32 protein-coding genes are annotated in these 21,663 nt (G+C 55.6%); 24 read left to right on the top strand and 8 right to left on the bottom strand.

Annotation, left to right across the window (positions count from 1 at the left end; translation table 11 throughout):
* Positions 1–111: 111 nt before the first annotated feature.
* From rpsM to ndhN, 6 genes are all read right to left on the bottom strand, one after another.
* Entirely contained in the window at positions 112–495 is a 384-nt protein-coding gene (rpsM, locus tag ACQ4N7_RS05050) for a 30S ribosomal protein S13 (protein WP_194056254.1), read from the bottom strand.
* Between the two features lie 207 nt (positions 496–702).
* Complete coding sequence (gene rpmJ / locus ACQ4N7_RS05045; protein WP_071527191.1) at positions 703–816, bottom strand: 50S ribosomal protein L36; 114 nt, start codon at positions 814–816, stop codon at positions 703–705.
* A gap of 182 nt (positions 817–998) precedes the next feature.
* Positions 999–1,400, bottom strand: coding sequence for a photosystem II protein Psb27 (psb27, locus tag ACQ4N7_RS05040; RefSeq protein ID WP_430710521.1), 402 nt, complete (start codon positions 1,398–1,400; stop codon positions 999–1,001).
* A gap of 151 nt (positions 1,401–1,551) precedes the next feature.
* Complete coding sequence (locus tag ACQ4N7_RS05035; protein ID WP_430710520.1) at positions 1,552–3,456, bottom strand: R3H domain-containing nucleic acid-binding protein; 1,905 nt, start codon at positions 3,454–3,456, stop codon at positions 1,552–1,554.
* The gene (gene ldpA, locus ACQ4N7_RS05030; RefSeq protein ID WP_430710519.1) at positions 3,449–4,774 is read right to left on the bottom strand and encodes a circadian clock protein LdpA; all 1,326 of its coding nucleotides are present in this window, start codon (positions 4,772–4,774) and stop codon (positions 3,449–3,451) included. The genes ACQ4N7_RS05035 and ldpA overlap by 8 nt, the downstream gene beginning before the upstream one ends.
* 80 nt (positions 4,775–4,854) lie before the next feature.
* Positions 4,855–5,322, bottom strand: coding sequence for an NAD(P)H-quinone oxidoreductase subunit N (gene ndhN / locus ACQ4N7_RS05025; RefSeq protein ID WP_430710518.1), 468 nt, complete (start codon positions 5,320–5,322; stop codon positions 4,855–4,857).
* Positions 5,323–5,786: 464 nt separating this feature from the next.
* Between ndhN and rplC the strand changes: the two genes are divergently transcribed.
* The 21 genes from rplC to infA all read left to right on the top strand — a co-directional run bounded on the left by rplC (position 5,787) and on the right by infA (position 17,179).
* Complete coding sequence (gene rplC / locus ACQ4N7_RS05020; RefSeq protein WP_430710517.1) at positions 5,787–6,422, top strand: 50S ribosomal protein L3; 636 nt, start codon at positions 5,787–5,789, stop codon at positions 6,420–6,422.
* Between the two features lie 67 nt (positions 6,423–6,489).
* Positions 6,490–7,122, top strand: coding sequence for a 50S ribosomal protein L4 (gene rplD, locus ACQ4N7_RS05015; protein WP_430710516.1), 633 nt, complete (start codon positions 6,490–6,492; stop codon positions 7,120–7,122).
* Positions 7,115–7,420, top strand: coding sequence for a 50S ribosomal protein L23 (locus ACQ4N7_RS05010; RefSeq protein ID WP_194056238.1), 306 nt, complete (start codon positions 7,115–7,117; stop codon positions 7,418–7,420). The genes rplD and ACQ4N7_RS05010 overlap by 8 nt, the downstream gene beginning before the upstream one ends.
* 64 nt (positions 7,421–7,484) lie before the next feature.
* Positions 7,485–8,348, top strand: a complete 864-nt coding sequence (rplB, locus tag ACQ4N7_RS05005) for a 50S ribosomal protein L2 (RefSeq protein ID WP_430710515.1) — start codon at positions 7,485–7,487, stop codon at positions 8,346–8,348.
* A 65-nt stretch (positions 8,349–8,413) separates the two neighbouring features.
* Positions 8,414–8,692: a 30S ribosomal protein S19 gene (gene rpsS, locus ACQ4N7_RS05000; RefSeq protein WP_035991915.1), complete on the top strand. Its 279-nt coding sequence runs from the start codon at positions 8,414–8,416 to the stop codon at positions 8,690–8,692.
* Between the two features lie 24 nt (positions 8,693–8,716).
* A complete protein-coding gene (gene rplV, locus ACQ4N7_RS04995) occupies positions 8,717–9,073 on the top strand; it encodes a 50S ribosomal protein L22 (RefSeq protein ID WP_073609630.1) in 357 nt (118 codons plus the stop codon).
* 72 nt (positions 9,074–9,145) lie between these two features.
* A complete protein-coding gene (gene rpsC, locus ACQ4N7_RS04990) occupies positions 9,146–9,877 on the top strand; it encodes a 30S ribosomal protein S3 (RefSeq protein WP_430710514.1) in 732 nt (243 codons plus the stop codon).
* Positions 9,878–9,950: 73 nt separating this feature from the next.
* Positions 9,951–10,370: a 50S ribosomal protein L16 gene (rplP, locus tag ACQ4N7_RS04985; RefSeq protein ID WP_194056232.1), complete on the top strand. Its 420-nt coding sequence runs from the start codon at positions 9,951–9,953 to the stop codon at positions 10,368–10,370.
* 3 nt (positions 10,371–10,373) lie between these two features.
* Positions 10,374–10,646 (top strand): 50S ribosomal protein L29, encoded by a 273-nt coding sequence (gene rpmC / locus ACQ4N7_RS04980; RefSeq protein WP_430710513.1) that lies wholly within the window; start codon positions 10,374–10,376, stop codon positions 10,644–10,646.
* A 16-nt stretch (positions 10,647–10,662) separates the two neighbouring features.
* Positions 10,663–10,914 (top strand): 30S ribosomal protein S17, encoded by a 252-nt coding sequence (rpsQ, locus tag ACQ4N7_RS04975; RefSeq protein WP_430710512.1) that lies wholly within the window; start codon positions 10,663–10,665, stop codon positions 10,912–10,914.
* Between the two features lie 9 nt (positions 10,915–10,923).
* Positions 10,924–11,289 carry a 50S ribosomal protein L14 gene (rplN, locus tag ACQ4N7_RS04970; protein WP_035991903.1) on the top strand — a complete coding sequence of 122 codons (366 nt, stop codon included), beginning with the start codon at positions 10,924–10,926 and terminating at the stop codon, positions 11,287–11,289.
* On the top strand, positions 11,289–11,636 hold the full coding sequence (gene rplX / locus ACQ4N7_RS04965) for a 50S ribosomal protein L24 (protein ID WP_430710511.1): 348 nt from the start codon (positions 11,289–11,291) through the stop codon (positions 11,634–11,636). The genes rplN and rplX overlap by 1 nt, the downstream gene beginning before the upstream one ends.
* A 63-nt stretch (positions 11,637–11,699) precedes the next feature.
* Entirely contained in the window at positions 11,700–12,245 is a 546-nt protein-coding gene (gene rplE / locus ACQ4N7_RS04960) for a 50S ribosomal protein L5 (protein WP_430710510.1), read from the top strand.
* Between the two features lie 26 nt (positions 12,246–12,271).
* Complete coding sequence (rpsH, locus tag ACQ4N7_RS04955; protein WP_035991897.1) at positions 12,272–12,673, top strand: 30S ribosomal protein S8; 402 nt, start codon at positions 12,272–12,274, stop codon at positions 12,671–12,673.
* A 99-nt stretch (positions 12,674–12,772) separates the two neighbouring features.
* The gene (gene rplF, locus ACQ4N7_RS04950) at positions 12,773–13,312 is read left to right on the top strand and encodes a 50S ribosomal protein L6 (RefSeq protein ID WP_430710509.1); all 540 of its coding nucleotides are present in this window, start codon (positions 12,773–12,775) and stop codon (positions 13,310–13,312) included.
* 3 nt (positions 13,313–13,315) lie between these two features.
* Positions 13,316–13,675 carry a 50S ribosomal protein L18 gene (rplR, locus tag ACQ4N7_RS04945; RefSeq protein WP_430710508.1) on the top strand — a complete coding sequence of 120 codons (360 nt, stop codon included), beginning with the start codon at positions 13,316–13,318 and terminating at the stop codon, positions 13,673–13,675.
* Positions 13,676–13,848: 173 nt separating this feature from the next.
* Complete coding sequence (rpsE, locus tag ACQ4N7_RS04940; RefSeq protein ID WP_194021771.1) at positions 13,849–14,370, top strand: 30S ribosomal protein S5; 522 nt, start codon at positions 13,849–13,851, stop codon at positions 14,368–14,370.
* 107 nt (positions 14,371–14,477) lie between these two features.
* Entirely contained in the window at positions 14,478–14,924 is a 447-nt protein-coding gene (gene rplO / locus ACQ4N7_RS04935) for a 50S ribosomal protein L15 (RefSeq protein WP_430710507.1), read from the top strand.
* Between the two features lie 107 nt (positions 14,925–15,031).
* Entirely contained in the window at positions 15,032–16,345 is a 1,314-nt protein-coding gene (secY, locus tag ACQ4N7_RS04930; RefSeq protein WP_106867742.1) for a preprotein translocase subunit SecY, read from the top strand.
* The gene (locus ACQ4N7_RS04925) at positions 16,345–16,899 is read left to right on the top strand and encodes an adenylate kinase (protein WP_430710506.1); all 555 of its coding nucleotides are present in this window, start codon (positions 16,345–16,347) and stop codon (positions 16,897–16,899) included. The genes secY and ACQ4N7_RS04925 overlap by 1 nt, the downstream gene beginning before the upstream one ends.
* Before the next feature lie 55 nt (positions 16,900–16,954).
* A complete protein-coding gene (gene infA, locus ACQ4N7_RS04920; RefSeq protein WP_017297627.1) occupies positions 16,955–17,179 on the top strand; it encodes a translation initiation factor IF-1 in 225 nt (74 codons plus the stop codon).
* 6 nt (positions 17,180–17,185) lie between these two features.
* Here infA and ACQ4N7_RS04915 read toward each other — a convergent pair whose 3' ends face one another.
* Positions 17,186–18,229: a DUF1611 domain-containing protein gene (locus ACQ4N7_RS04915; protein WP_430710505.1), complete on the bottom strand. Its 1,044-nt coding sequence runs from the start codon at positions 18,227–18,229 to the stop codon at positions 17,186–17,188.
* Positions 18,210–19,265, bottom strand: coding sequence for a dipeptide epimerase (locus ACQ4N7_RS04910; RefSeq protein WP_430710504.1), 1,056 nt, complete (start codon positions 19,263–19,265; stop codon positions 18,210–18,212). The genes ACQ4N7_RS04915 and ACQ4N7_RS04910 overlap by 20 nt, the downstream gene beginning before the upstream one ends.
* A gap of 343 nt (positions 19,266–19,608) precedes the next feature.
* Between ACQ4N7_RS04910 and ACQ4N7_RS04905 the strand changes: the two genes are divergently transcribed.
* From ACQ4N7_RS04905 to ACQ4N7_RS04895, 3 genes are all read left to right on the top strand, one after another.
* The gene (locus ACQ4N7_RS04905) at positions 19,609–20,130 is read left to right on the top strand and encodes a CHRD domain-containing protein (protein ID WP_430710503.1); all 522 of its coding nucleotides are present in this window, start codon (positions 19,609–19,611) and stop codon (positions 20,128–20,130) included.
* Positions 20,131–20,290: 160 nt separating this feature from the next.
* Entirely contained in the window at positions 20,291–20,872 is a 582-nt protein-coding gene (locus ACQ4N7_RS04900) for a sigma-70 family RNA polymerase sigma factor (protein WP_430710557.1), read from the top strand.
* A gap of 4 nt (positions 20,873–20,876) precedes the next feature.
* A complete protein-coding gene (locus ACQ4N7_RS04895; RefSeq protein ID WP_430710502.1) occupies positions 20,877–21,656 on the top strand; it encodes an anti-sigma factor domain-containing protein in 780 nt (259 codons plus the stop codon).
* Positions 21,657–21,663 lie beyond the last annotated feature (7 nt).

Raw genomic sequence — 21,663 nt, 5'->3', positions numbered from 1 at the left:
GAAATCAGCAAGCACCGCTAAACAGTCGGAAAAACTCGCCACAAAGGTCAGCGAGCTTTACATGCCTCAACCCTCCAATGGTAGCTGGGAGTTTGAGAAGTAGGACTAACTCTACTTCCGCGGCGCTTTCTTCTTACCAGCAACGGTGCGACGAGTGCCGCCTCGGCGGGTGCGAGAATTAGTGCGGGTACGCTGGCCACGGACGGGTAGACCAGCCCGATGCCGCCGACCCCGGTAAGAGCCAATATCCATGAGGCGCTTGATGTTCATGTTCTCAAGTCGCCGCAGATCACCTTCTACCTGGTAATCGCTTTCGACAGAGTCCCGCAGCTTGGCCACATCGCTGTCCGTCAAATCTTTAACCCGCACATCAGGACTGACCCCAGTTTTAGCCAGGATCTCCTTAGAGCGGGTAAGGCCAATACCGTAGATGTAGGTCAAGCCAATTTCAACTCGTTTGTCACGTGGTAAGTCCACGCCTGCTATCCGTGCCACCTTAACTATCTCCCCCAATACTTGGTTCTAACCAAACAGCCCAGTAGCGGCTAACCCAGTAACTTGACTTAGACTGCTGCCCAGACCCAGAAAGCTCTACCTAAAGACTAAGACAAACTATCTCAGCCAACGTAATCATCTATATTTGTTCATCACCTGTTTGGCACTTGAGCTCTTCTCAGCAGGAAGAAGCTGAAGCACTAAACATCACCCTTGCCGTTGCTTATGCTTAGGGTTTGAACAAATCACCATGACCCGACCGCGGCGGCGGATAACACGGCACTTATCACACATCTTGCGCACAGACGCACGGACTTTCATGTCCAACTCGCACTTTACTACAGAATTGCTATGCTAGCAAACTGATGCCAACCCGTCAATTACAAATTTTGCCCTGCGCTACGGGGTCACTGACTCGGCGTGACGACGAGGGTGAGGGTTATGGCCAAAAAGAAACCGCCTACCGGCGGTTTCAGCTAATTAATCAGTTTGCTCGCAGGTTTCTAGGCTCCTCGGTTAAGGGCAGATTCTACCTGTTTGAGTTCCTGCTCGACTCTGGTTTTAAGCTTCTCGGGCAGGGGGCGGTTGGGGTAGCTGCTGTAGTGCCCCGCGATCGCGTTTAGCGCGGTCCGCATGGTGGTGAACGAGCTCAGGTTAGCGACTGAAGCGTCTCGGCGATAGCGAGAGGCAAAGTCGCTGATGACGGCTTTAGCCTCGGCCTGAGCCTCAAGTTTTGCCGGGTCGTCGTCAGGCAGCTCAATCGAATTTCTGAGGCTATCCACCAGCATCAGCGTATCCTGGCGGTAGTCGCCAGTCAGCATGCCGCTAGTGCCTGCACTGCACCCCGTTAGGCCAACGACGGCCACCAGTACCAGGGCAAAAAGACGAGCAATTAAGGATTTCATAGGCTTCTTTGAAAGAGTTCAGGCCGAACGATAGGCCCTGAAGAATAGGCACTGAGTCCTGCGCGAAAGCAGCGCTGGTGTCGTTTCGGTGCTCTTATTCTATAGCGCCCTGTGGCCATAGTATTTTGGGTTTTGATGCAGCCTCTCTGCCTTAGGCTGGATAAATACGCAGTCGCCGGTTGGGTTCTTCGCCACAGCTGAGGGATTTAAGCCGGTAGTGTTCGGCCAGCTCGTGCTGCATTTTGCGGATGCGGGCCGATCGCGGCAGTAGCTCCACCGGCTGCCCCTTTGGAATCACAATTTGCTCCACCGCCAGGCGAGCTTCTTCCAAAGCTTCTAGCTCGTCGTCGCCGCCGCTGTGGCTAAAGAGCTCTAAATCGACGGCAGCGGGATTGTCGTCCATGTCCAGCAGCCGCTGTAGGGCGCGGGTAATTTGGGGAATGCTGTTGGACTTCACCAAATGAACCGGAATTTGCCGCCCCTGGGCCATATGTTTGAGCTTGGCCTGGGCTTTGGCGTGCGATCGCAGCGCCAGCACCGCATCCGCATTATCCAGATCCTTAGTAACAACCACCGGCATGTGCAGGGTCTGAATCACCCGCTCTAGCTGGTGACGGCTAAGACCGTAGGGATAGAGGCGCATGGCGTCTTCCCCGTTAGGACCAACGATATCGCCGTCATCGACCGTATCTAGCAGATGAGCAAACAGGGGGTCTGTAGTCGCCTCAGGGTGAAAAGCCTGCCCAAGGGGGCGAACAGTCCTACCGTTGCTCAGCGTGCGTTGAGCAACAGCAGAGCTAGCCGTAGGCGGTACCATCTGCCCTGCCGCTCGCCAACCCAGACCCGACCGGGAGGGTTTAGCGACCTCTCGGCCTGAACCAGGCAGCTCGTGGGTGATCACCACTTTCTGGTTTTCATCTACCGTGCGAATTTGCAGGCCGGGCTGACGCCCCCGCAGTAGATTGTCGATGGTGACTGTCACATCGTCGTGGACAGCCCAGCGCTGGCGCTCCAGCATTTCTACCGCAATGTCAAAGGTGGGGGGCGCTTTGCGCTCCAGCACACTCTTTTGGCTGCCTCGACGGCGGGCTTCCTCATCCCCCAGGGTGACCGATTGAATACCGCCAATCAGGTCTGAGAGGGTAGGGTTTTTAATCAGGTTTTCAAGCCGATTGCCGTGGGCAGTGCCAACGAGCTGTACCCCCCGCTCAGCGATCGTGCGAGCGGCGAGCGCCTCTAGCTCGGTACCGATTTCGTCGATGACGATGACTTCGGGCATGTGGTTTTCCACCGCTTCAATCATCACCCGGTGCTGCTCTTCGGGGCGGGCTACCTGCATGCGACGAGCGCGACCAATGGCCGGATGGGGAATATCGCCATCCCCGGCAATCTCGTTGGAGGTATCGATGATGACCACCCGCTTTTGCAGGTCATCAGCTAGAACGCGGGCAATCTCGCGCAGAGCGGTAGTTTTGCCGACGCCGGGACGGCCTAACATGAGAATGGAGCGTCCCGTTTCGACCAGGTCGCGAATCATGCCGATGGTGCCAAAGATAGCCCGGCCCACGCGGCAGGTGAGGCCAATAACTTCACCAGACCGGTTGCGAATAGCGCTAATCCGGTGCAAAGTTTTCTCAATGCCAGCGCGGTTGTCGCCACCAAAGGTACCTACTCGTTTAATGCAGTGGTCCAGGTCGACGTGGGTGACAGGTTCCTCAGACAAATACTCAACGCTGTTGTAGAATCGGGCCTCGGGCAAACGGCCCAGATCTAGAATGACCTCAATTAGGTTTTGGCGTTGAGGGTGCTGAGTCAGCCGCAGGCGAATCGCAGGCGGCAAAATGCTCAGCAGCTGATCTAAATCATCGATAGGGGGGGCTTGGGCAGGGGCAGGCTGGTGAGTGGCTGTCCCTTCAGGTTGAGTGGGTAAAAAGTCCACGGCAAGATGATGAGTAGTAGCAGAAATGTCGTTAGCGGGGCTTTTAGCAGGGGCATCGTTGCCCAATCCATCGTGTGTTTCGTTACTTACGCGGTCACTGTCGCTATAGCTAACCATACCGTGCTGGCAAAAAATGTCTATCCATCTTGAGTTGGCCCACTAGCTGCTGGGCTAGCGCCAACCCCTGACCTAGGGCACTGTCGTCAAGTCGCTGCCAAGGGGCAACGAGGGCTGCGTCAGACTCAGGATTAACCTGTTGACCACCAGAAGGCTGGTTTAGAGAAGCGTTTTCTAACCAGGGCTGAAGTTCGTGGTCGATGGCATCGAGCAGTGGTAGCACTTGCGATCGCCCATAGCTACCGTAGGCAATACCCGAAATTGTTTTGTGGACTAAGCCAGAGCTATGGCCGACCATCCCACCGCTCTGGGGGAATGCCAAGCCGCTAGGGTGAAAGTTTGAGTAAGAAGCAGAAGGCGCGTTGTTTATCAAGCCGAGATCGAGCAACTTACTTACAGTGTAGCCATTGGTGCCGCCAGCGGGTTGCACGTAGCCCGGTAATCCAGCCTGTAAAATCTTCTGGGCCAATCGAATCGCGGCATGGGTCGTGCCTTTGCCTAGGTCACCGCTCATCGGGCGGCCGTCGGTCTGCCAGATCAGCGGCACCTCCAGGGGAGCCATTATGTTGTAGAGGTCTTGCAGATAGGGCACCACCTGATCGTGGTCGGGGCAGCTGATGGAGATTAGCTTGAGGTGAGGTCGCCAGGGCTGAAGCCGCTGCCAGAGTCGCTGAAATTGGACCTGATGGCCGGTCTGAGTATGAACCTCAACCGCATCGATTTGGGCTACTTGTTCTTCAGAAAACGCCTCTGGCCGAGCCAGGTAAGACCGCGCTTCGATGTTGTCTAGCGGGCAGATGGTAATGCAACGACCGCAGCCGTAGCAGAGATCTGGCTTAACTCCGCTCTGATTGATCGACTGGAACTGAATGGCGGCGGTGGGGCAAACGGTTTCGCAGGGGCGATCGCAGCCGGGCGGGCAATGAGCAGCATCGAAGTGCGCCTTGCGAAAATGGGGATCCTCGCTGTCGTTGAGGCTGACCATCAGCCAGGGTAGACCGCGACTTTTCAACGCGGACACATTGCGAGTCTCTAGAGACGTCGCACGATCGCCCAAGTGCCCAGCTAGCCATACCGCATCCTCCAGGCCGTGGCGAGCCGCAGTCACCACGGCCCCGTCGGCGGCTACGTCAATGCAGTCGACCCCAGCCAGAGCATAGAGCATGGCTAAGCGCCGTACGGCTGGCATGTCCTGGTAGCTGGCACCGCAGATCAGCTTGACCCAGTTCCCCACCTGTAGCGATCGGTAGGGAGAGGAGAACAAGTTTTCTACAGCATAGCTCCCGGCAGCGGTCCCAGGGGCAGTTTCACTATCCATGCAGGGGCAGGTCCTGACAGAGACATCCAGCTTTTCTAAAGTAGTTCAGATGTGCAGGCTGGCTTAGAAGCTGGGGTAGTCTAGATTAAGTTGGCTAGTGGCTCCCAGCTAAATTGGCGATCGCCACCTACTTCGACCACCACCTTGGTCCGAGGCTCAATGCCGGGCAGGCTAACCAGGTAAGACAGCTCCTGGTGCGACAGAATATGGCCCTCTATCAGCCAGAGCACCATGCCCTTGGCCTTAGGTGACACCGACTCCAATCGATAGGTCAAGGCTGGGGGAATGAAATAGGTATAGCCCACAGCCGCGCCGCTGCCCACCGTTTTTTTGCCCAGGTGGGGCGGGCGCACACCGTGAACAGCCGTCAGGTAAGACGATAGATCACCTAGACCGCGGGCCGTCAGCTTCATCGTTTCGTAGCCAGCGGCCTTGAGGCGGCGCTCGTAGCGGCCTTCAAACCCGCCTTCTAAAGGCATGCGCACGGCGATCGCGCCGTTGCTTTCCAAAGCTTTGATGAAGGGTTTACCCGTTGTCAGCAGCGCCATAGTGCCCTCAGCCAAACAATACAGGTGTTATTGTACTGTGCTCAGGGCAGAGTAACGTCAGCCTTGAGTTCCAGTCGCCTGGATTTGTCCGCTGGCCAGAGAGATTTCTGCGCTCAGAAAACTTTTTCAACGAAAGGTATAGACAGATTCAGGTTGGGAATGTACCATAGTAAATCGCCGACAAAAAGGATACTGAGTGGCTCAAAGAGCTGCCCAAGTCCTGGCATTTAGCTGTTCTGATGCCGCGCCACCTCTGGTGTTTGCGGGTTTGGCTAGGAGTTTGCCTCACCATTCAGACCAAGCTGGTTTTCTTTTGAATTGTGACCGGTTGTATCGGTACCACTCGCCCCGGTGAGTTTCTCCAGTGTGGGGCGTTCAAAAGTTGATGTCGTTGTAGATGCGCAAAGCTCTCAGTTCAAGAGAGTCCTGCGCATTTCGTAGTGTGTTAATAGGGAGACAGGACTGTGGCAGTCGGTATTCTTGGCAAAAAACTGGGCATGACCCAGATATTCGATGAGGCAGGCAATGCTATCCCCGTTACGGTGGTGCAGGCTGGCCCCTGTGTAGTCACTCAAGTCAAGACTCAAGACACCGATGGCTATGCGTCCATTCAGCTTGGCTTTGATGAGGTGACTGAGAAAAAGCTAAATAAGCCTGAGCTGGGCCACCTCGCCAAGTCTGGTAGCGCTCCCCTGCGTCACCTGAAGGAGTATCGGGTAGAGGCTGCCGATAGCTTTGAGCTAGGGCAGACGGTCACGGCTGAAACCTTTACGGCTGGTCAACTAGTAGACGTGACCGGCAAGAGCATGGGTCGTGGCTTTGCTGGCTATCAAAAGCGCCACAACTTCCGCCGTGGTCCGATGGCCCACGGTTCTAAAAACCATCGCTTGCCGGGTTCTACGGGTGCAGGTACCACCCCTGGTCGGGTCTACCCCGGCAAGCGTATGGCCGGTCAGTACGGCAATACCAAGGTGACCATTCGCAAGCTAGAAGTAGTGAGAGTAGACAGCGATCGCAACCTGCTGTTGATCAAAGGCGCTATCCCCGGCAAGCCCGGTGGGTTGCTGAGCATTGCCCCAGCCCAATGGGTTAAGGCTTAGGTCTCAGCAGACGGCGGACGGTTCGGCCTCTAGGCATTCAGAGCTTTTTAAGAGATAGGTTCAGACAATGGTTGAGTGCGTTGTAAAAAACTGGGAGGGCGAAGAGGCGGGTACGGCATCCCTAGATCTTCAGGTTGCCAAAGCAGAGACTGCCTCTCATATCGTCCATCGCGCCCTGGTGCGGCAAATGAACAATGCCCGACAGGGCACAGTTTCCACCAAAACTAGGGCTGAGGTTAGGGGCGGTGGTCGCAAGCCCTGGCGGCAAAAAGGAACGGGACGGGCTCGCGCTGGGTCTAACCGCTCTCCCCTGTGGCGTGGTGGTGGCGTAATTTTTGGCCCCAAGCCGCGTGACTACAGCGTCAAGATGAACCGCAAAGAGCGGCGGCTTGCCCTGCGTACCGTTCTTCAAAGCAGAATTGACGATTTGGTGGTGGTTGAAGGGTTTGAGGATAAGTTTTCCCGGCCCAAAACCCGCGAACTACTCAATGCGATCGATCGCTGGGGCATTGACCCCAACGCCAAAATTTTGCTGGTGATTGCTGAACGGCAAGAATTAGTTTATCTATCGGCCCGCAACATTGAGAACGTCAAGCTAATTACCGCCGCCAATCTCAATGTTCACGACTTGCTCAACGCTGACCATCTCGTAATTACGTCCCCAGCCCTTGAGGCCATCCAGGAGGTTTACAGTGATTAATGCCGCCAACACCCCATCTCTGGCTGATCTAATCCGTCGGCCCCTGGTGACCGAAAAAGCCACGCTCCTGCTGGAGAACAATCAGTACGTCTTCGAAGTTGACCCCCGCGCTAACAAGCTGCAAATTAAGGCGGCGATCGAAGAGTTGTTTGATGTCAAAGTGGTTGCGGTCAATACCTACAACCCTCCTAAGAAAAAGCGCCGGATGGGTCGCTTTGTAGGTAATCGTCCCCACTACAAGCGCTCTGTGGTCACCCTAGCCGCTGGCGATTCCATTCCCCTCTTCCCCGACCTTTAACGGGTTGGCAGAGTTGAGCTTTTCACTTGTCCGACCTTTAGCCGTGTAGCCAGCAAGTAATCCCATGGGCATCCGTTCCTACCGACCCTATACCCCTGGTACTCGTGAGCGAACTGTTTCCGAGTTTGCCGAGATCACCCGCAGTGAACCTGAAAAGTCGCTGACTAAGTCGAAGCATCGTCCAAAAGGGCGCAACAATCGCGGAGTAATCACCTGTCGTCACCGCGGTGGTGGTCATAAGCGTCTGTACCGCGTCGTTGACTTCCGTCGCGATAAGTTAGGCATTCCTGCCAAGGTAGCCTCCATTGAGTACGACCCAAACCGCAATGCTCGCATCTCTTTGCTTCACTACGAAGACGGCGAGAAGCGCTATATCCTAGCTCCCGGCGGGCTAGCCGTTGGCAGCACGGTCATCTCTGGGCCGGACGCGCCCTTAGAGGTCGGCAACGCTTTGCCTCTCTACAAGATTCCCCTGGGCACGACGGTGCACAATGTTGAGATGCAGGCTGGCAAGGGCGGACAAATGGTGCGCTCGGCTGGAGCTGGGGCTCAGGTAGTCGCTAAAGAAGGCGATTACGTCACCCTCAAGTTGCCTTCCACCGAAGTGCGCATGGTACGCCGCGAATGCTATGCCACCATTGGCCAGGTAGGTAACGCCGACGTTCGCAACGTCAGTTTGGGTAAGGCAGGCCGCAAGCGCTGGTTGGGTCGCCGTCCCGAGGTTCGGGGTAGCGTTATGAACCCAGTCGACCACCCCCACGGCGGCGGTGAGGGCCGGGCTCCCATTGGACGCTCTGGTCCGGTTACCCCTTGGGGTAAGCCGGCTCTAGGCTACAAAACCCGCAAGAAAAACAAAGACAGCGATAAGTACGTGGTCCGTCGTCGTCGTCGTGTGTCGAAGCGGGGGCGCGGCGGTCGTAACGCCTAGGCGTTGCCGACAACCAGTGTGTCTCGGTTGGCTGTTTCTTGAACTGTTATTGGCGCTGAAGCATCATGTCTCGCTCATTGAAAAAAGGTCCCTTTGTGGCCGATCACTTGCTCTCTAAAATTGAAGCCCTCAACACCAAGGGCGACAAGCAGGTGATTAAAACCTGGTCACGGGCATCGACAATCTTGCCCCAAATGATTGGTCACACCATCGCGGTGCACAATGGCCGCCAGCATGTGCCGGTCTACGTCACTGAGCAGATGGTGGGCCATAAGCTAGGCGAGTTTGCTCCCACGCGAACCTTTCGCGGCCACGCTAAGACCGATAAAAAAGCTCGTCGTTAGGTATTAGGTAGAGGAACTGGAGAAATGGCTGTAGATACCTCAGAGCAGGTTAAAGCGGTGGCCCGCTACGTGCGCATGTCGCCCCGGAAGGTGCGTCGAGTGCTCGACCAAATTCGCGGTAAAAGCTATCGGGATGCGCTCATCATTCTAGAGTTCATGCCCTACAAAGCCTGTGAACCCATTATTAAAGTATTGCGTTCGGCGGTTGCCAACGCTGAACACAACAACGGACTTGACCCTGCTGGGTTGGTAGTGAGCGAAGCATTTGCCGATGCTGGTCCAGCGCTAAAGCGATTCCGTCCTAGAGCACAGGGGCGAGCCTACCAAATTCGCAAGCCAACTTGTCACATCACCATTGCCGTAGCTCCGGCTGCCGAGTAGTGGGCGTTCGCTAGATCGATACCGCCGTTCAAACACCAGTTGTTCAAGCACCAATTTCCAGAGGGTTAGTTCGTGGGACACAAGATTCATCCAACCGGGTTTCGCCTTGGCGTGGTTCAAGAGCACCGCTCTCGCTGGTTTGCCGAGGGAACTCGCTATCCTGACCTGCTTCAGGAAGACTACCGCATTCGCGAGTATGTTCAAAAGACGTTGAGCAATGCTGGCATTGCCGACATTCGCATTGAGCGTAAGGCCGACCAGATTGATCTTGAAGTGCGAACGGCTCGCCCTGGAGTGGTCGTAGGTCGCGGCGGCGCTGGCATTGAAGCTCTGCGTGTGGGCGTGCAGAAACTGCTCAAAGACTCCAGTCGTCAGATTCGCGTCAACGTGGTTGAGGTGAATCGGGTTGATGCTGATGCCGCTCTGGTAGCGGAGTACATCATTCAGCAGCTAGAGCGTCGGGTTTCGTTCCGTCGGGTAGTTCGTCAGGCTATTCAGCGGGCTCAACGAGCCGGTGTTGAGGGCATCAAAATTCAGGTAAGCGGTCGTCTCAATGGCGCTGAAATTGCTCGTACTGAATGGACTCGCGAGGGTCGAGTGCCTCTTCATACCTTGCGGGCTGACGTTGACTATGCTTACACCACGGCTCAAACTACCTACGGCATTTTGGGCGTCAAGGTGTGGATCTTTAAAGGCGAAATTATTCCTGGACAAGAAGAGGCCCCGGCGGTTCCCAATGCTCAACCTCGCCGCCGACAGCCCCGCCGCCGACCGCAGTTTGAGGACCGCTCTAACGAAGACTAGAGCCTTCCCTACGTTGCTTTGATTGCTCCAATTTTTGATTGCTTTTGACCTGTGACTTCACGAGTGCCGATCCATGCTTAGTCCAAAACGAACTAAATTTCGCAAGCAGCACCGCGGGCGTATGCGCGGAATGGCTCAGCGGGGCAGCGATATTAACTTTGGAGATTTTGCCCTCCAGGCAATTGAGCCCTGCTGGTTGACGTCTCGCCAGATCGAGGCCGCTCGTCGGGCGATGACCCGCTATGTTCGACGGGGTGGCAAAATCTGGATTCGCGTTTTTCCCGATAAGCCCGTAACCATGCGTCCGGCAGAAACCCGGATGGGTTCGGGTAAAGGTAACCCCGAGTTCTGGGTCGCGGTGGTGAAACCAGGTCGCATCGTCTTTGAAATTGCCGGGGTGCCCGAGTCGACCGCCCGTGAGGCCATGCGGCTTGCTGCCTTTAAGCTGCCCTTCAAAACCAAGTTCATCGCCCGCGACAGCAAGGAGGCATAAGCAATGGCACTGTCAAAAATTAAAGAGGCCCGCGATCTCGGCGACGAGGAGCTACTGACTGCGATCGCCGAAACTAAACGCGAACTGTTTCAACTGCGTTTTCAAAAAGCCACTCGGCAGCTCGATAAGCAGAACCACCAGTTTAAACATGCTCGGCACCGCCTGTCTCAGCTGATGACGGTTCAGCGGGAGCGTCAGCTAGCCGCCCTAGGCGAAGAGGCGGCGGCTCAGGCCAGTGCAGTGGTAGCGGCCACAACAGAATCGGTATCAGTGTAGGGAATAGGTAAAGCAAATGGCGGTTAAAGAACGAGTGGGGATGGTAGTCAGCAACAAGATGGACAAAACCGTCGTAGTTGCTGTAGAAAGTCGGACCTCCCATCCTAAGTACGGCAAGATTGTGGTGCGCACTAAGCGCTACAAGGCCCACGACGAGGAGAATTCTTGCCAGGAAGGCGATCAAGTGCGAATTCTTGAAACTCGTCCCCTGAGCCGAACCAAGCGCTGGGTGGTGGCTGACATTGTTAATCGCGCGGCAGACGCATAGGGGGAGATTGTGATTCAGCAAGAATCGTACTTAAACGTGGCAGATAACAGCGGTGCTCGGAAGCTCATGTGTATCCGTGTGCTGGGCGGCAACCGTCGCTATGCCGGGGTCGGGGATGTAATCATCGCCGTAGTCAAGGATGCCCTACCCAACATGGGCGTGAAAAAATCGGATGTAGTGCGGGCCGTAGTCGTGCGTACTAAGAAGGGGTTGCGCCGCAGCAGTGGAATGAGCATTCGTTTTGATGACAATGCTGCTGTGATTATCAACCAGGACGGCAACCCTAAAGGTACCCGTGTGTTTGGCCCGGTTGCCCGTGAACTGCGCGACAAGAACTTTACCAAAATTGTGTCGCTAGCACCGGAGGTTCTCTAATGGCAACAACATCTAAGACACCCGTGCGCCATAAGGTTCACGTACGCAAGGGAGATACGGTTCAGGTAATTGCTGGGCGCGATCGCGGCAAAGTTGGTGAAGTCCTCACCGTTATTCCCAAAACCAGCCAAATAATTGTGCAAGGCGTCAACATTCGCACCAAGCATATCAAGCCTCAGCAGGAAGGGGAGTCGGGACAAATTGTGACCCAAGAGGCTCCCATCCACAGTTCCAACGTCATGCTGTACTCCGAAAAAGAGAAAGTAGCGAGTCGGGTTGCTTACACCTTTACCGAAGACGGTCGTAAAGTGCGGATGCTGAAGAAGACCGGAGAAATTATTGACTAGGCCCACTGGCCGACTCTAGAAATCTAGTCCTGACCAAGCCCAGGAAAGCAGAAGAAACGACCCATGACCGACCAGCTCAAGACCATATACAAAGACACAGTAGTACCTAAACTGATGGAGCAGTTTAAGTACGAAAACATTCACCAGGTGCCCAAGGTTATCAAAGTAACCGTCAATCGGGGTTTGGGTGAAGCATCTCAGAATGCCAAAGCGCTAGAGTCTTCTCTGAGCGAACTGGCCCTCATTACCGGTCAGCGCCCGGTCGTTACCCGCGCTAAGAAGGCGATCGCAGGTTTCAAAATTCGCCAGGGTATGCCCGTTGGAATTATGGTAACCCTGCGCTCCGATCGCATGTACGCCTTTCTAAATCGACTTATCAACCTGACCCTGCCCCGCATTCGCGACTTTCGCGGCATTAGTCCCAAAAGTTTTGATGGGCGCGGCAATTATACTCTGGGTCTGCGGGAGCAGCTAATCTTTCCTGAAATTGACTACGACAGCATCGATCAGATTCGCGGTATGGATATCACCATCGTGACCACCGCCAGCACCGATGAAGAAGGCCGAGCGCTACTCAAGGAATTGGGTATGCCGTTCCGTGACAACTAACACAGGTTTATACGCGTACTAGAACTATGGCTGCTAACGACACAATTGCGGATATGTTGACTCGCATCAGGAATGCGAATCTAGCGCGGCACCAAACCGTGGGCATTCCTTCAACCCGGATGACCCGGAGTATTGCCAAGGTACTGAAGGAGGAAGGCTTTATCACTGATTACTCTGAGACAACCGTTGAAGAACGGCCTCAGCTAGTGGTCGCCCTCAAGTACAAGGGCAAAACCCGTCAGCCCATCATTCGTAATCTCACCCGCGTTAGTAAGCCTGGCCTGCGCGTGTACTCCAACCGGAAAGAGCTGCCCCGGGTGCTGGGCGGTATCGGCATTGCCATTGTTTCCACATCCAGTGGCATCATGACCGATCGCGATGCTCGCCGTCAGGGTATTGGTGGTGAAGTGCTTTGCTATGTCTGGTAGTCAGGCCAGTTCGGTAAGGGGTTCCGGCAAATGTGTCATTCCCCTGCCACTAGTCATTAAGGGCGTTATCGAGTGCTAAGGATTTAGGAGTTTTGCATCATGTCACGTATTGGCAAACGGCCAATCCCAGTCCCGGCTAAGGTGTCAGTCACGATTGACGGTCAGGATGTTCAGGTTAAAGGGCCCAAGGGTGAGCTGTCTCGCACCTTGCCCAATGGCGTTGTAGTAGTTCAAGAGGGCGACACCGTATTGGTGAACCGCAAAGATGACTCCCGGCTCGCCCGTGAGCGTCACGGTCTATGCCGTACCCTGGTTGCCAACATGGTTGAAGGGGTTTCCAACGGTTACCAAAAGCGTCTGGAGATTCAGGGTATTGGCTATCGAGCTCAGCTACAGGGCCGTAACCTCAACCTCAGTTTGGGCTATAGTCATCCCGTTGTCTTTGAACCGCCTGCGGGCATTGAATTTGTCGTTGAGAACAACACCAACGTAGTTATCAGCGGCATTGATAAGGAGTTGGTCGGTAACATTGCCGCCAGCATTCGGGCGAGCCGTCCTCCTGAACCCTATAAGGGCAAGGGCGTGCGCTACGCCGGTGAGCAGGTCAGACGTAAGGCCGGTAAGTCAGGGAAGAAGTAAGCCATGAAAGCAAGTCGTAAAGAATTAACTCGTCGCCGTCACGCCCGCATTCGTCGCCGCGTGTTTGGCACCCCTGAACGGCCACGTCTGGCCGTGTTTCGCTCGAACCAGCACATCTATGCTCAGATCATTGACGATACGGCCCATCACACTCTGGTAGCGGCTTCAACCGTTGAGCCAGATGTTTTGAAGGACGAAACGGGCGCGACCCAGGGCTCAGCTGCAGTAGTCGGCAAGCTAGTGGCTGAGCGAGCGCTGAAGGCTGGTATAACTCAGGTCGTTTTTGACCGGGGCGGCAAACTTTACCACGGACGAGTGGCTGCTCTGGCTGATGCGGCTCGGGAAGCTGGTTTGAGCCTCTAGGATTCGATCCGTCAGTTGCAAATCGAAAACATTTCAGAATATTCCATCTAAAAAAGTGTCTGTTCTACAGACTCCGAGCTCAACAAACGTAGGCTTATCTGACCGACATTCTGAATAAGTATTTAGTTGGAACGTTCTAATTCTGCTTGATGTAAATAAGGCTGGGGAAAGGCATGGCAAACCGTCGCAAAGAAGCGCGTACTAAAGAGAAAAAAACAGACTGGCAAGAGCGCGTCGTTCAAATTCGCCGCGTGACCAAGGTTGTGAAGGGGGGTAAAAAACTCAGCTTCAGGGCCATTGTCGTGGTTGGTAATGAAAAGGGACAGGTTGGCGTTGGCGTCGGCAAGGCTGGGGATGTGATTGGCGCTGTGAAGAAGGGCGTAGCCGATGGCAAGAAGCACTTAGTTGATGTGCCTCTAACTCGCTCCTACTCGATTCCTCACCCCTCTAGCGGTATTGGCGGTGGTGCGAAAGTGTTCATGCGCCCTGCGGCTCCTGGTACTGGGGTAATTGCTGGTGGCGCTGTCCGCACCGTATTAGAACTGGCCGGGGTACGCAACGTGCTGGCTAAGCAGTTGGGATCTAATAACCCCCTCAATAACGCCCGGGCGGCTGCAGATGCCTTGGCCTCCCTGCGCACCTTCGCTGATGTAGCCGAAGAGCGCGATATTCCAGTCGAAAATTTGTACGTTTAAACCAAGTTCAGTTCGAGATCTGTGGTTTACCCTTAGGTAACACTTCACTTTTGGACTTGAACAAGGTTTAGTTCCTTTCGGTATCGCTGTTTCTATTTTCCTCAGCCATGAGAATCAACGACGCACAACCACAAGTAGGCTCTAAGCGCCGCCGTCGCCGCGTTGGTCGCGGTATTTCGGCGGGGCAGGGGGCTAGCTGCGGCTTCGGCATGCGGGGCCAAAAATCGCGATCGGGTAGCGGCACTCGCCCCGGTTTTGAAGGTGGTCAAATGCCTCTTTACCGCCGCATTCCCAAGCTTAAGCACTTTCCTCTGGTCAACCAGAAGGAATACACCATCATCAATGTCAAAGGATTAGCTGACTTAGCTGCGGGGACTGATGTATCCCTTGAATCATTGCTAGAAGCTGGCATTTTAACCACCAACGATGGCCCCTTAAAGGTACTGGGTGATGGTGAGCTGGGCGTAGCCTTAAATGTTAGGGCAGCTGCATTTACCCAAGCGGCCAAGGAAAAAATTGAGCAAGCTGGCGGCACCTGCGAAGTGGTCGCATAGCGAGATGGTTCTCCTATCCCTTAGACTGGATGGGGAAGTATCTATAGAAGATATAGGTACGAACTGCCGTCAATGTATTGCTAACCGTAGGGCTGAGGTGTTGTTGCATGGTCGTAAGTCGGGGTAAGAATCCCAGCGCGCAGGAAACCTTTATGCAGATGGCGCAGGCTGCTGGCCTGCGCAGTCGTCTGCTGGTGACTCTGGGACTGCTGGTATTGGTCAGACTTGGAATTTTTATTCCAGTGCCAGGAATTGATCGTCAGGCCTTTGCCGCCTCGATTCAGTCTGGCAGTCTGGCAGGCTTTGTGGGGTTTTTAGATATTTTCGTGGGCGGCGGTCTGTCGGCTCTGGGTATCTTTGCCCTGGGCATTTTGCCCTTCATCAATGCCTCGATTATCATGCAGTTGCTGACCGCGGCTCTGCCCCAGCTTGAAGATCTACAAAAGAACGAGGGTGAGGCTGGGCGACGCAAGATTTCTCAGATTACTCGCTACGTTGCCTTGGGCTGGGCGATTTTACAAAGCACGCTGCTGTCGTCATTTTTGCTGTACCAGTTTGCAGAAGTTCCGGGTCCGGCTTTTGTTGCACAAACAGTAATTGCCCTGACGGCGGGCTCAATGTTTGTGATGTGGGTAGGTGAGCTAATCACCGAGCGCGGTATCGGTAATGGCGCTTCGCTGCTGATTTTTCTCAACATTGTGTCGACGTTGCCACGTTCTTTGGGTCAGACCATTGAGCTAGCTCAAAGCGGCGATCGCGGTTTAGTCGGTGGCGTCATTATCCTCATGCTGGCCTTTCTGGCCATGATTGTCGGCATTGTCTTTGTCCAAGAGGGCACTCGCCGGATTCCAATTATTTCTGCTCGTCGCCAGGTGGGGCGCAAGCTGTATCTAGAGCAGAGCAACTATTTGCCCCTGCGCCTCAACCAGGGCGGTGTAATGCCGATCATCTTTGCCTCTGCGGTGCTGGTGCTGCCCATTTCGCTAACCCAGTACGTGTCTAATCCGGCGTTTGGTCAGTTTGTGAACAACTACCTGAACCCGACCTCCTGGTTCTACGTTTCGCTCTACCTGGTGCTGATTCTTTTCTTTAGCTACTTCTACTCGTCGCTGGTGATGAACCCCGACGATGTTTCCCGTAACTTGAAGAAGATGGGAGCTAGCATTCCCGGCATTCGCCCCGGCAAGGCTACCACTGAGTACATCAGCCGTATCCTGAATCGCTTGACTTTTCTGGGTGCTATTTTCTTGGGGATGGTGGCGGTTGTGCCTAGCGCTGTTGAGAGCCTGACACGGGTACAGACCTTTCGCGGTTTTGGTGCTACCTCACTTCTAATTTTGGTCGGAGTTGCCATTGACACCGCTAAGCAGATCCAGACCTACGTAATTTCCCAGCGCTACGAAGGAATGGTGAAACAGTAGTGACGCGACTTATTTTTCTAGGGCCACCGGGGGCAGGCAAGGGGACTCAGGCTGCGTTGTTAGCCAAAGATTGTGAGGTACCTCATATTTCTACCGGGGATATTTTGCGATCGGCGGTGGCAGCAGGCAGTGAACTTGGCCAAAAGGCAGATCACTACATGAGCGCTGGCGAACTTGTGCCTGATGAGCTCATCCTCGATCTGATTGAGGAGCGCCTAGGTCAGGATGACTCTCAGAAGGGTTGGCTGCTGGATGGCTTTCCTCGAAATGTGCCTCAGGCGGAATTTTTGCAGAAGCTGTTGGATCAGATCGAACAACCTGCCGACTTTGTAATCAACCTCGATGTTGAGGATGATGTCATTGTCGCTCGCCTCCTGCAGCGAGGACGAAAGGATGACGAAGAGTCGGTGATTCTGAATCGACTTGAGGTTTACCGTCAGCAAACGGAACCGCTGATTGATTTCTATCGCAGCCGTCAGCAACTCGTATCGGTGGACGGAAATCAGACCATGGAAGCCGTATACGCCGACCTTAAGCGCCTGGTAACGGAGTAGGTGCTGGGGTTATGCTAGAGTCAGCCTGTTATTTTGTACTTAGGGAGAAGTCAGCTTGTCTAAGCAAGACCTAATTGAGATGGAGGGTACCATTACCGAATCGTTACCGAACGCCATGTTTCGGGTTGATTTGGATAATGGGTTTAATGTGTTAGCCCACATTTCAGGAAAAATTCGTCGTAACTACATCAAAATTTTGCCGGGCGATCGCGTCAAGGTAGAACTCACTCCCTACGACTTGACCAAGGGACGCATCACCTATCGCCTCCGCAAAAAGTAGCCTGGCCTAGGCCAAGATTGGTGCCAATAGTTTTTCGGCCCCTGTACGGAAGATGTCTGCACAGGGCAAATTTGTTTGTGCTTCAACATGTTGCACGGCAGCCTTGGCCTCAATGGCGGTAAGGTGGCCGGTGTTGAGGGCGATCGCAACTACTTTAGCCGGGTAAAATGCCCCTGCTGCTGTAGCCACCTGTTCGTACAGTGTCACCACATTGGGTAGATCGGGAATTTTGACATTGGGAAAGTTGTGAATATGGCTCTGCCCCGCCCGATGGACCAGCACCAAGTGGGTTGGCTGAGTGCCCCTTAGCAAAGGCAGCGTTGCGGTTGAAGCTGGATTGAGCAACGACCCCTGCCCTTCTACAAAAATAAAATCGTGCTCTGGACCGTAGCGCATGAGCTGCTGTTCAACTGCGCCTGATGCATAATCGACCCGAATAGCATCTAAGGGTACGCCGTCATCCCCCAGCATGAGGTTGGTTTGCCCGGTGGCAATGACCTTGGAACGCAGCCCGCGCCGCAGACAGGCGCGATGCAGTTCAATCGTGGCAGACATTTTGCCCACAGACATATCGGTACCCACGGTCAAGATGCGCTTGCAGGCTAGCTGCCTGGCCTGGCCACTGCCTACGATGAGGCCCTCGGGTTCTTGTCGTACATCCCAAATCCACTGGTATGGCCTGAGCCAGGGCTGTAGGGCAGGATGGTCGGCCATGGGCGTGTGCAGACCGTTGACGATGCTTAAACCAGCTTTGACGGCCTGCTCGATTTCCTGAAACCAGGCCTCGGGCAGCTTGCCGCCGGACGGGGCAATGCCGATGGTGAGCACATCTGGGGTGAAGGTGAGAGCCTCAGTCAGCGACTCAACCACGGGGATCGGTTTGTCGATGCCGGTTAGCTCAACCAGCGATCGCCCCGCCGCCTGGTAATCAATCACGGCTACAATCGGCGACTGGCTAAAGCGCAGCAGCGCCAGCCCGGTTTTGCCCATCGTGCTCTGGGTGCCCTCGTGCATGAGCAGGGCGATGCGGCTATCGGGCGTCAGGTGCATAGCTGAGTCCAAGTCCAGGTTGATGGGAGGGCAGCAGACGACCCTCGACCAGTGCGATCCCAGTAAAGGGATCGTCGCGCAGGTTGAGGTGGCTGTCGAGATCCAGGTAGTGGGCCAGGGGCGAGAGCTGCGCCATTGCGCCATTGGCCAGGCTGCTGTCTGAATAACAGCCAAACATGATCTGCAGGCCACAGGCCTGAGCAGTATGAATCATCCTGAGCACTTCGCTGAGTCCGCCTGCTTTCATAAGCTTAATGTTAATGCCATCCACTAAATTCGCTAGGTGGGGAATATCGGAGCTGCTAAAGCAGCTTTCGTCTACAAAGACTGGAATTGGCGAGTGCTGCTTCAGATTTACCAGATCGGCATTCTGGCTCACGGGCAGGGGTTGTTCGAGGTGGGTAACGCGGCGATCGCTCAGCCATTCCGCCATTGATTTAGCATCCGCCAGCGTCCAGCCGCCATTGGCATCGACGCTGAGGCTGACGCTGACGGGGACATGATCGTATACGGCCTGAAACATGGCGCGATCGGCCTCAATGCCGTTGGGGCTGCCCAGCTTTACCTTAAGGGCACGGGCTGAGGTTTGCTGTAGCCAATCCTGCGATCGCTGCCGGGCGGCCTCAGGCGATGAAATGCCGACCGTTACCGAAGTGGGCTGAATTTGGCTCAGGTCTAGCCCTAGCAGCCGCCAGACTGGCTGCCCGGTGGCCTTACCGCACCAGTCCCACAGGGCCACATCCAGGGCGGCGCGGCTGGCGGAGTGGATAGATAACTCGGCTACAACGGCTTCAATCGCTTGGCGATCGAAGGGATGAAACGACTCTAGCGCCTGATGCAAGCGGGCTACATCGGCCTGCAACATCTCCAGTGTTTGTTGGTGAGTGCCGATCGAAAACGGGGCCGCTTCTCCCCAGCCTTCGATCCCCTCGGCGCTGAGCCTGAGCCAGAGGTTGGTGGACTGGGCCGTGGTGCCGCGACTGATGGTGAGCGGTACGCGCTTGTGAACGGTAAACGGTTGGCAGGAAAGCTTCATGCGGCGCAGCCAGGGCGAGGGGGTATTTCACATATAGCGCTTTTGGCCGGCTTCTGAAAGGGTTTGGCGATCGCCCCGTCGTGCTCTGCACTCGTTATCTGTGCATCTGCTATCTGTGTCGCTTTACCTGCATCCAAATTAGAACGGTTGACGTACTGGATGTAAGTCTCTACCGACGGGGACATCAACTAACGGGTTGGATGAAAGCACTATGTTTACTAAACGAAAAAATCTGCAGAATGGCTTCATTGTCTTGGTGACTTGCCTATTTGTGGTTCTCTTATATTCCCCTCTGGTGGGCCGGGTGTTGGCTTATTCGCCGCTAGCGGTATCGAGGATAGCGGTGACCGCACCTACTTTGAACGACGGCTTTTCTGCAGGCGCGCAACTTGACGCTAACCTGGTGGCGGCAACGGCACCGCTGTTGGCCCAGGGGGCTTCCAGTAGCTCCATCGTTACCTATGTGGCGATGCTCAGCCCCCAGAATGTTGTGCCCAATTTGCCAGTGACCGATGCCCGTGGGGTGGTTGGGGCAGCGCTGGCGGGCGATCGCCTGGTAGTGCGAGGTAGCTTTCGAGAATTGACGAGCGCTATGCGCGACTACGGCAGCGATCCGGTCGATCCCCCCAACCCCAACATTACCTCGGCCTTCCACATCCATCGGGGCAGCCCCAGCGAAAACGGGCCGTTTCAGTATGCCTTAGAGGTAACCATGGACGACACCGGGCGGAGCGGCAGCGCCATGGGCGACTATACCCTTACCCCTGAGCAACTCCAGGCCCTGCAAAACGGCATGTTGTACCTCGATCTGCACACCACCCGCAATCGGGGCGGTGAGCTGCGCGGTATTCTGATGCCCGCCTAGGCATTGCAGTGCAGTATGCCATCGGGCAGCGGCGGCAAAGGCGGCGGCCCGATAGGATTCAATAGACACAAATCATGGCATTGTATAGAAAATGACTGTGGTACATCTTCGCCTCAGGGCAACCGAGACGGCGAGGCGAGTGTCTGAGCCTTCGGCGGATATGGACTTTGAACAACTGACCTCGACTGATGCCGAAACGCTGAGCGATGCAGACCTGTGGTTGGCCCTAAAGGCAGGGCAGGCGAGTGCCCTGGGAACGCTCTACGATCGCCACAGCGGACTGGTCTACGGGATAGCGCTCAAGGTGTTGGGCCACGCCCAGGAGGCCGAGGACCTGACCCAGGACATCTTCGTCAAGCTGGCCCAATCGACGGCCTACGACCCCCAGCGTGGTTCATTTCGAACCTACCTGGCCATTTTGACGCGATCGCGGGCTATAGACCGCCTGCGATCGCATCAGTCGGCCCGTGACTCCATCACTCGGCTCCAGGCCGCTGATCAGCCCTCTTCCCCTACTCCCGCCGACGCCCTGGCCCAGGCCGAACGCTCTGAGGAGGTGAGGGCAGCGCTGGCTCAGCTCTCGGCCAACCAGCAGCAAATCCTGCGGCTGGCCTACTATGAAGGTCTATCCCAGGCCACCATTGCTGAGCAGCTTGACACTCCCCTGGGCACCGTCAAGACTCACTCTCGTCGAGGGCTGCTCAAGCTCCGGCAAATCCTCCAAGATCGCTGCGATAACTAGTGCCATGACCGGGGCTATTTCACCCGAACAACTACAGAACCTGCTGGCGGGCTACGTTCTCTACGACCTCAGCCCGGAGGAATCGGCGACCCTGGCTCGACTGCTGGCGGCGGACCCCGGCCTGCAGCGGGAGATCGACCAGATGCAGCAGGCCCTAGAAGTGGCCTATGATGGCGATCCGGTTTCTCCTCCGGCTCACCTGAGGCAGGCTGTGCTGGGGTCGGCGAGGGACGAGCTGGCTACGCCCACACCGTCGGTGACGGCGATCGCGGGTAAACTGGCGTCTACCCCAATGGGGCGATCGCGGCGCTGGCCGCTGGCTTGGAGGGCTGCTGCCACGCTGATTGCGGGCTTGAGCCTCAGCAATCTGCTGCTGTGGCGCACGCTGCAGCTAGAGCGGGCCAGTCGCCCCAGCGGTAACACCATTACCGTTGGCCTGAGTTCGCCCGATGCCGCCACACCGGGACAGGCCCAGGTAGTGCTCAACCCTGATACTCTGGCGGGTTCGCTGACGGTAGAAAATTTGCCGCCGCTGGAGCCGGGCCAGGTGTACGTGCTGTGGACGGTGCTAGATTCCAACGCCCCGGCCACCGTAGATCAAAAGAACGCCATTCTGACTACGGTGTTTACCGTCGATGAGCAGGGCAATGTGACGCAGCCGATCGATTTGCCTGCGGTGTATCGTCGTGATCCTGGCCTAGTGCGGGCGATCGCCATTACCCAAGAACGAGCCAGCGCGCCCCAGGAACATCTATCGTCGCCGATCTTGATTCAGCCTCTTTAGGGCGTCG

The organism is Nodosilinea sp. AN01ver1, from assembly GCF_050565655.1.
Taxonomy (GTDB): domain Bacteria; phylum Cyanobacteriota; class Cyanobacteriia; order Phormidesmidales; family Phormidesmidaceae; genus Nodosilinea.
This window is presented reverse-complemented; position numbering and strand designations above follow the sequence as displayed.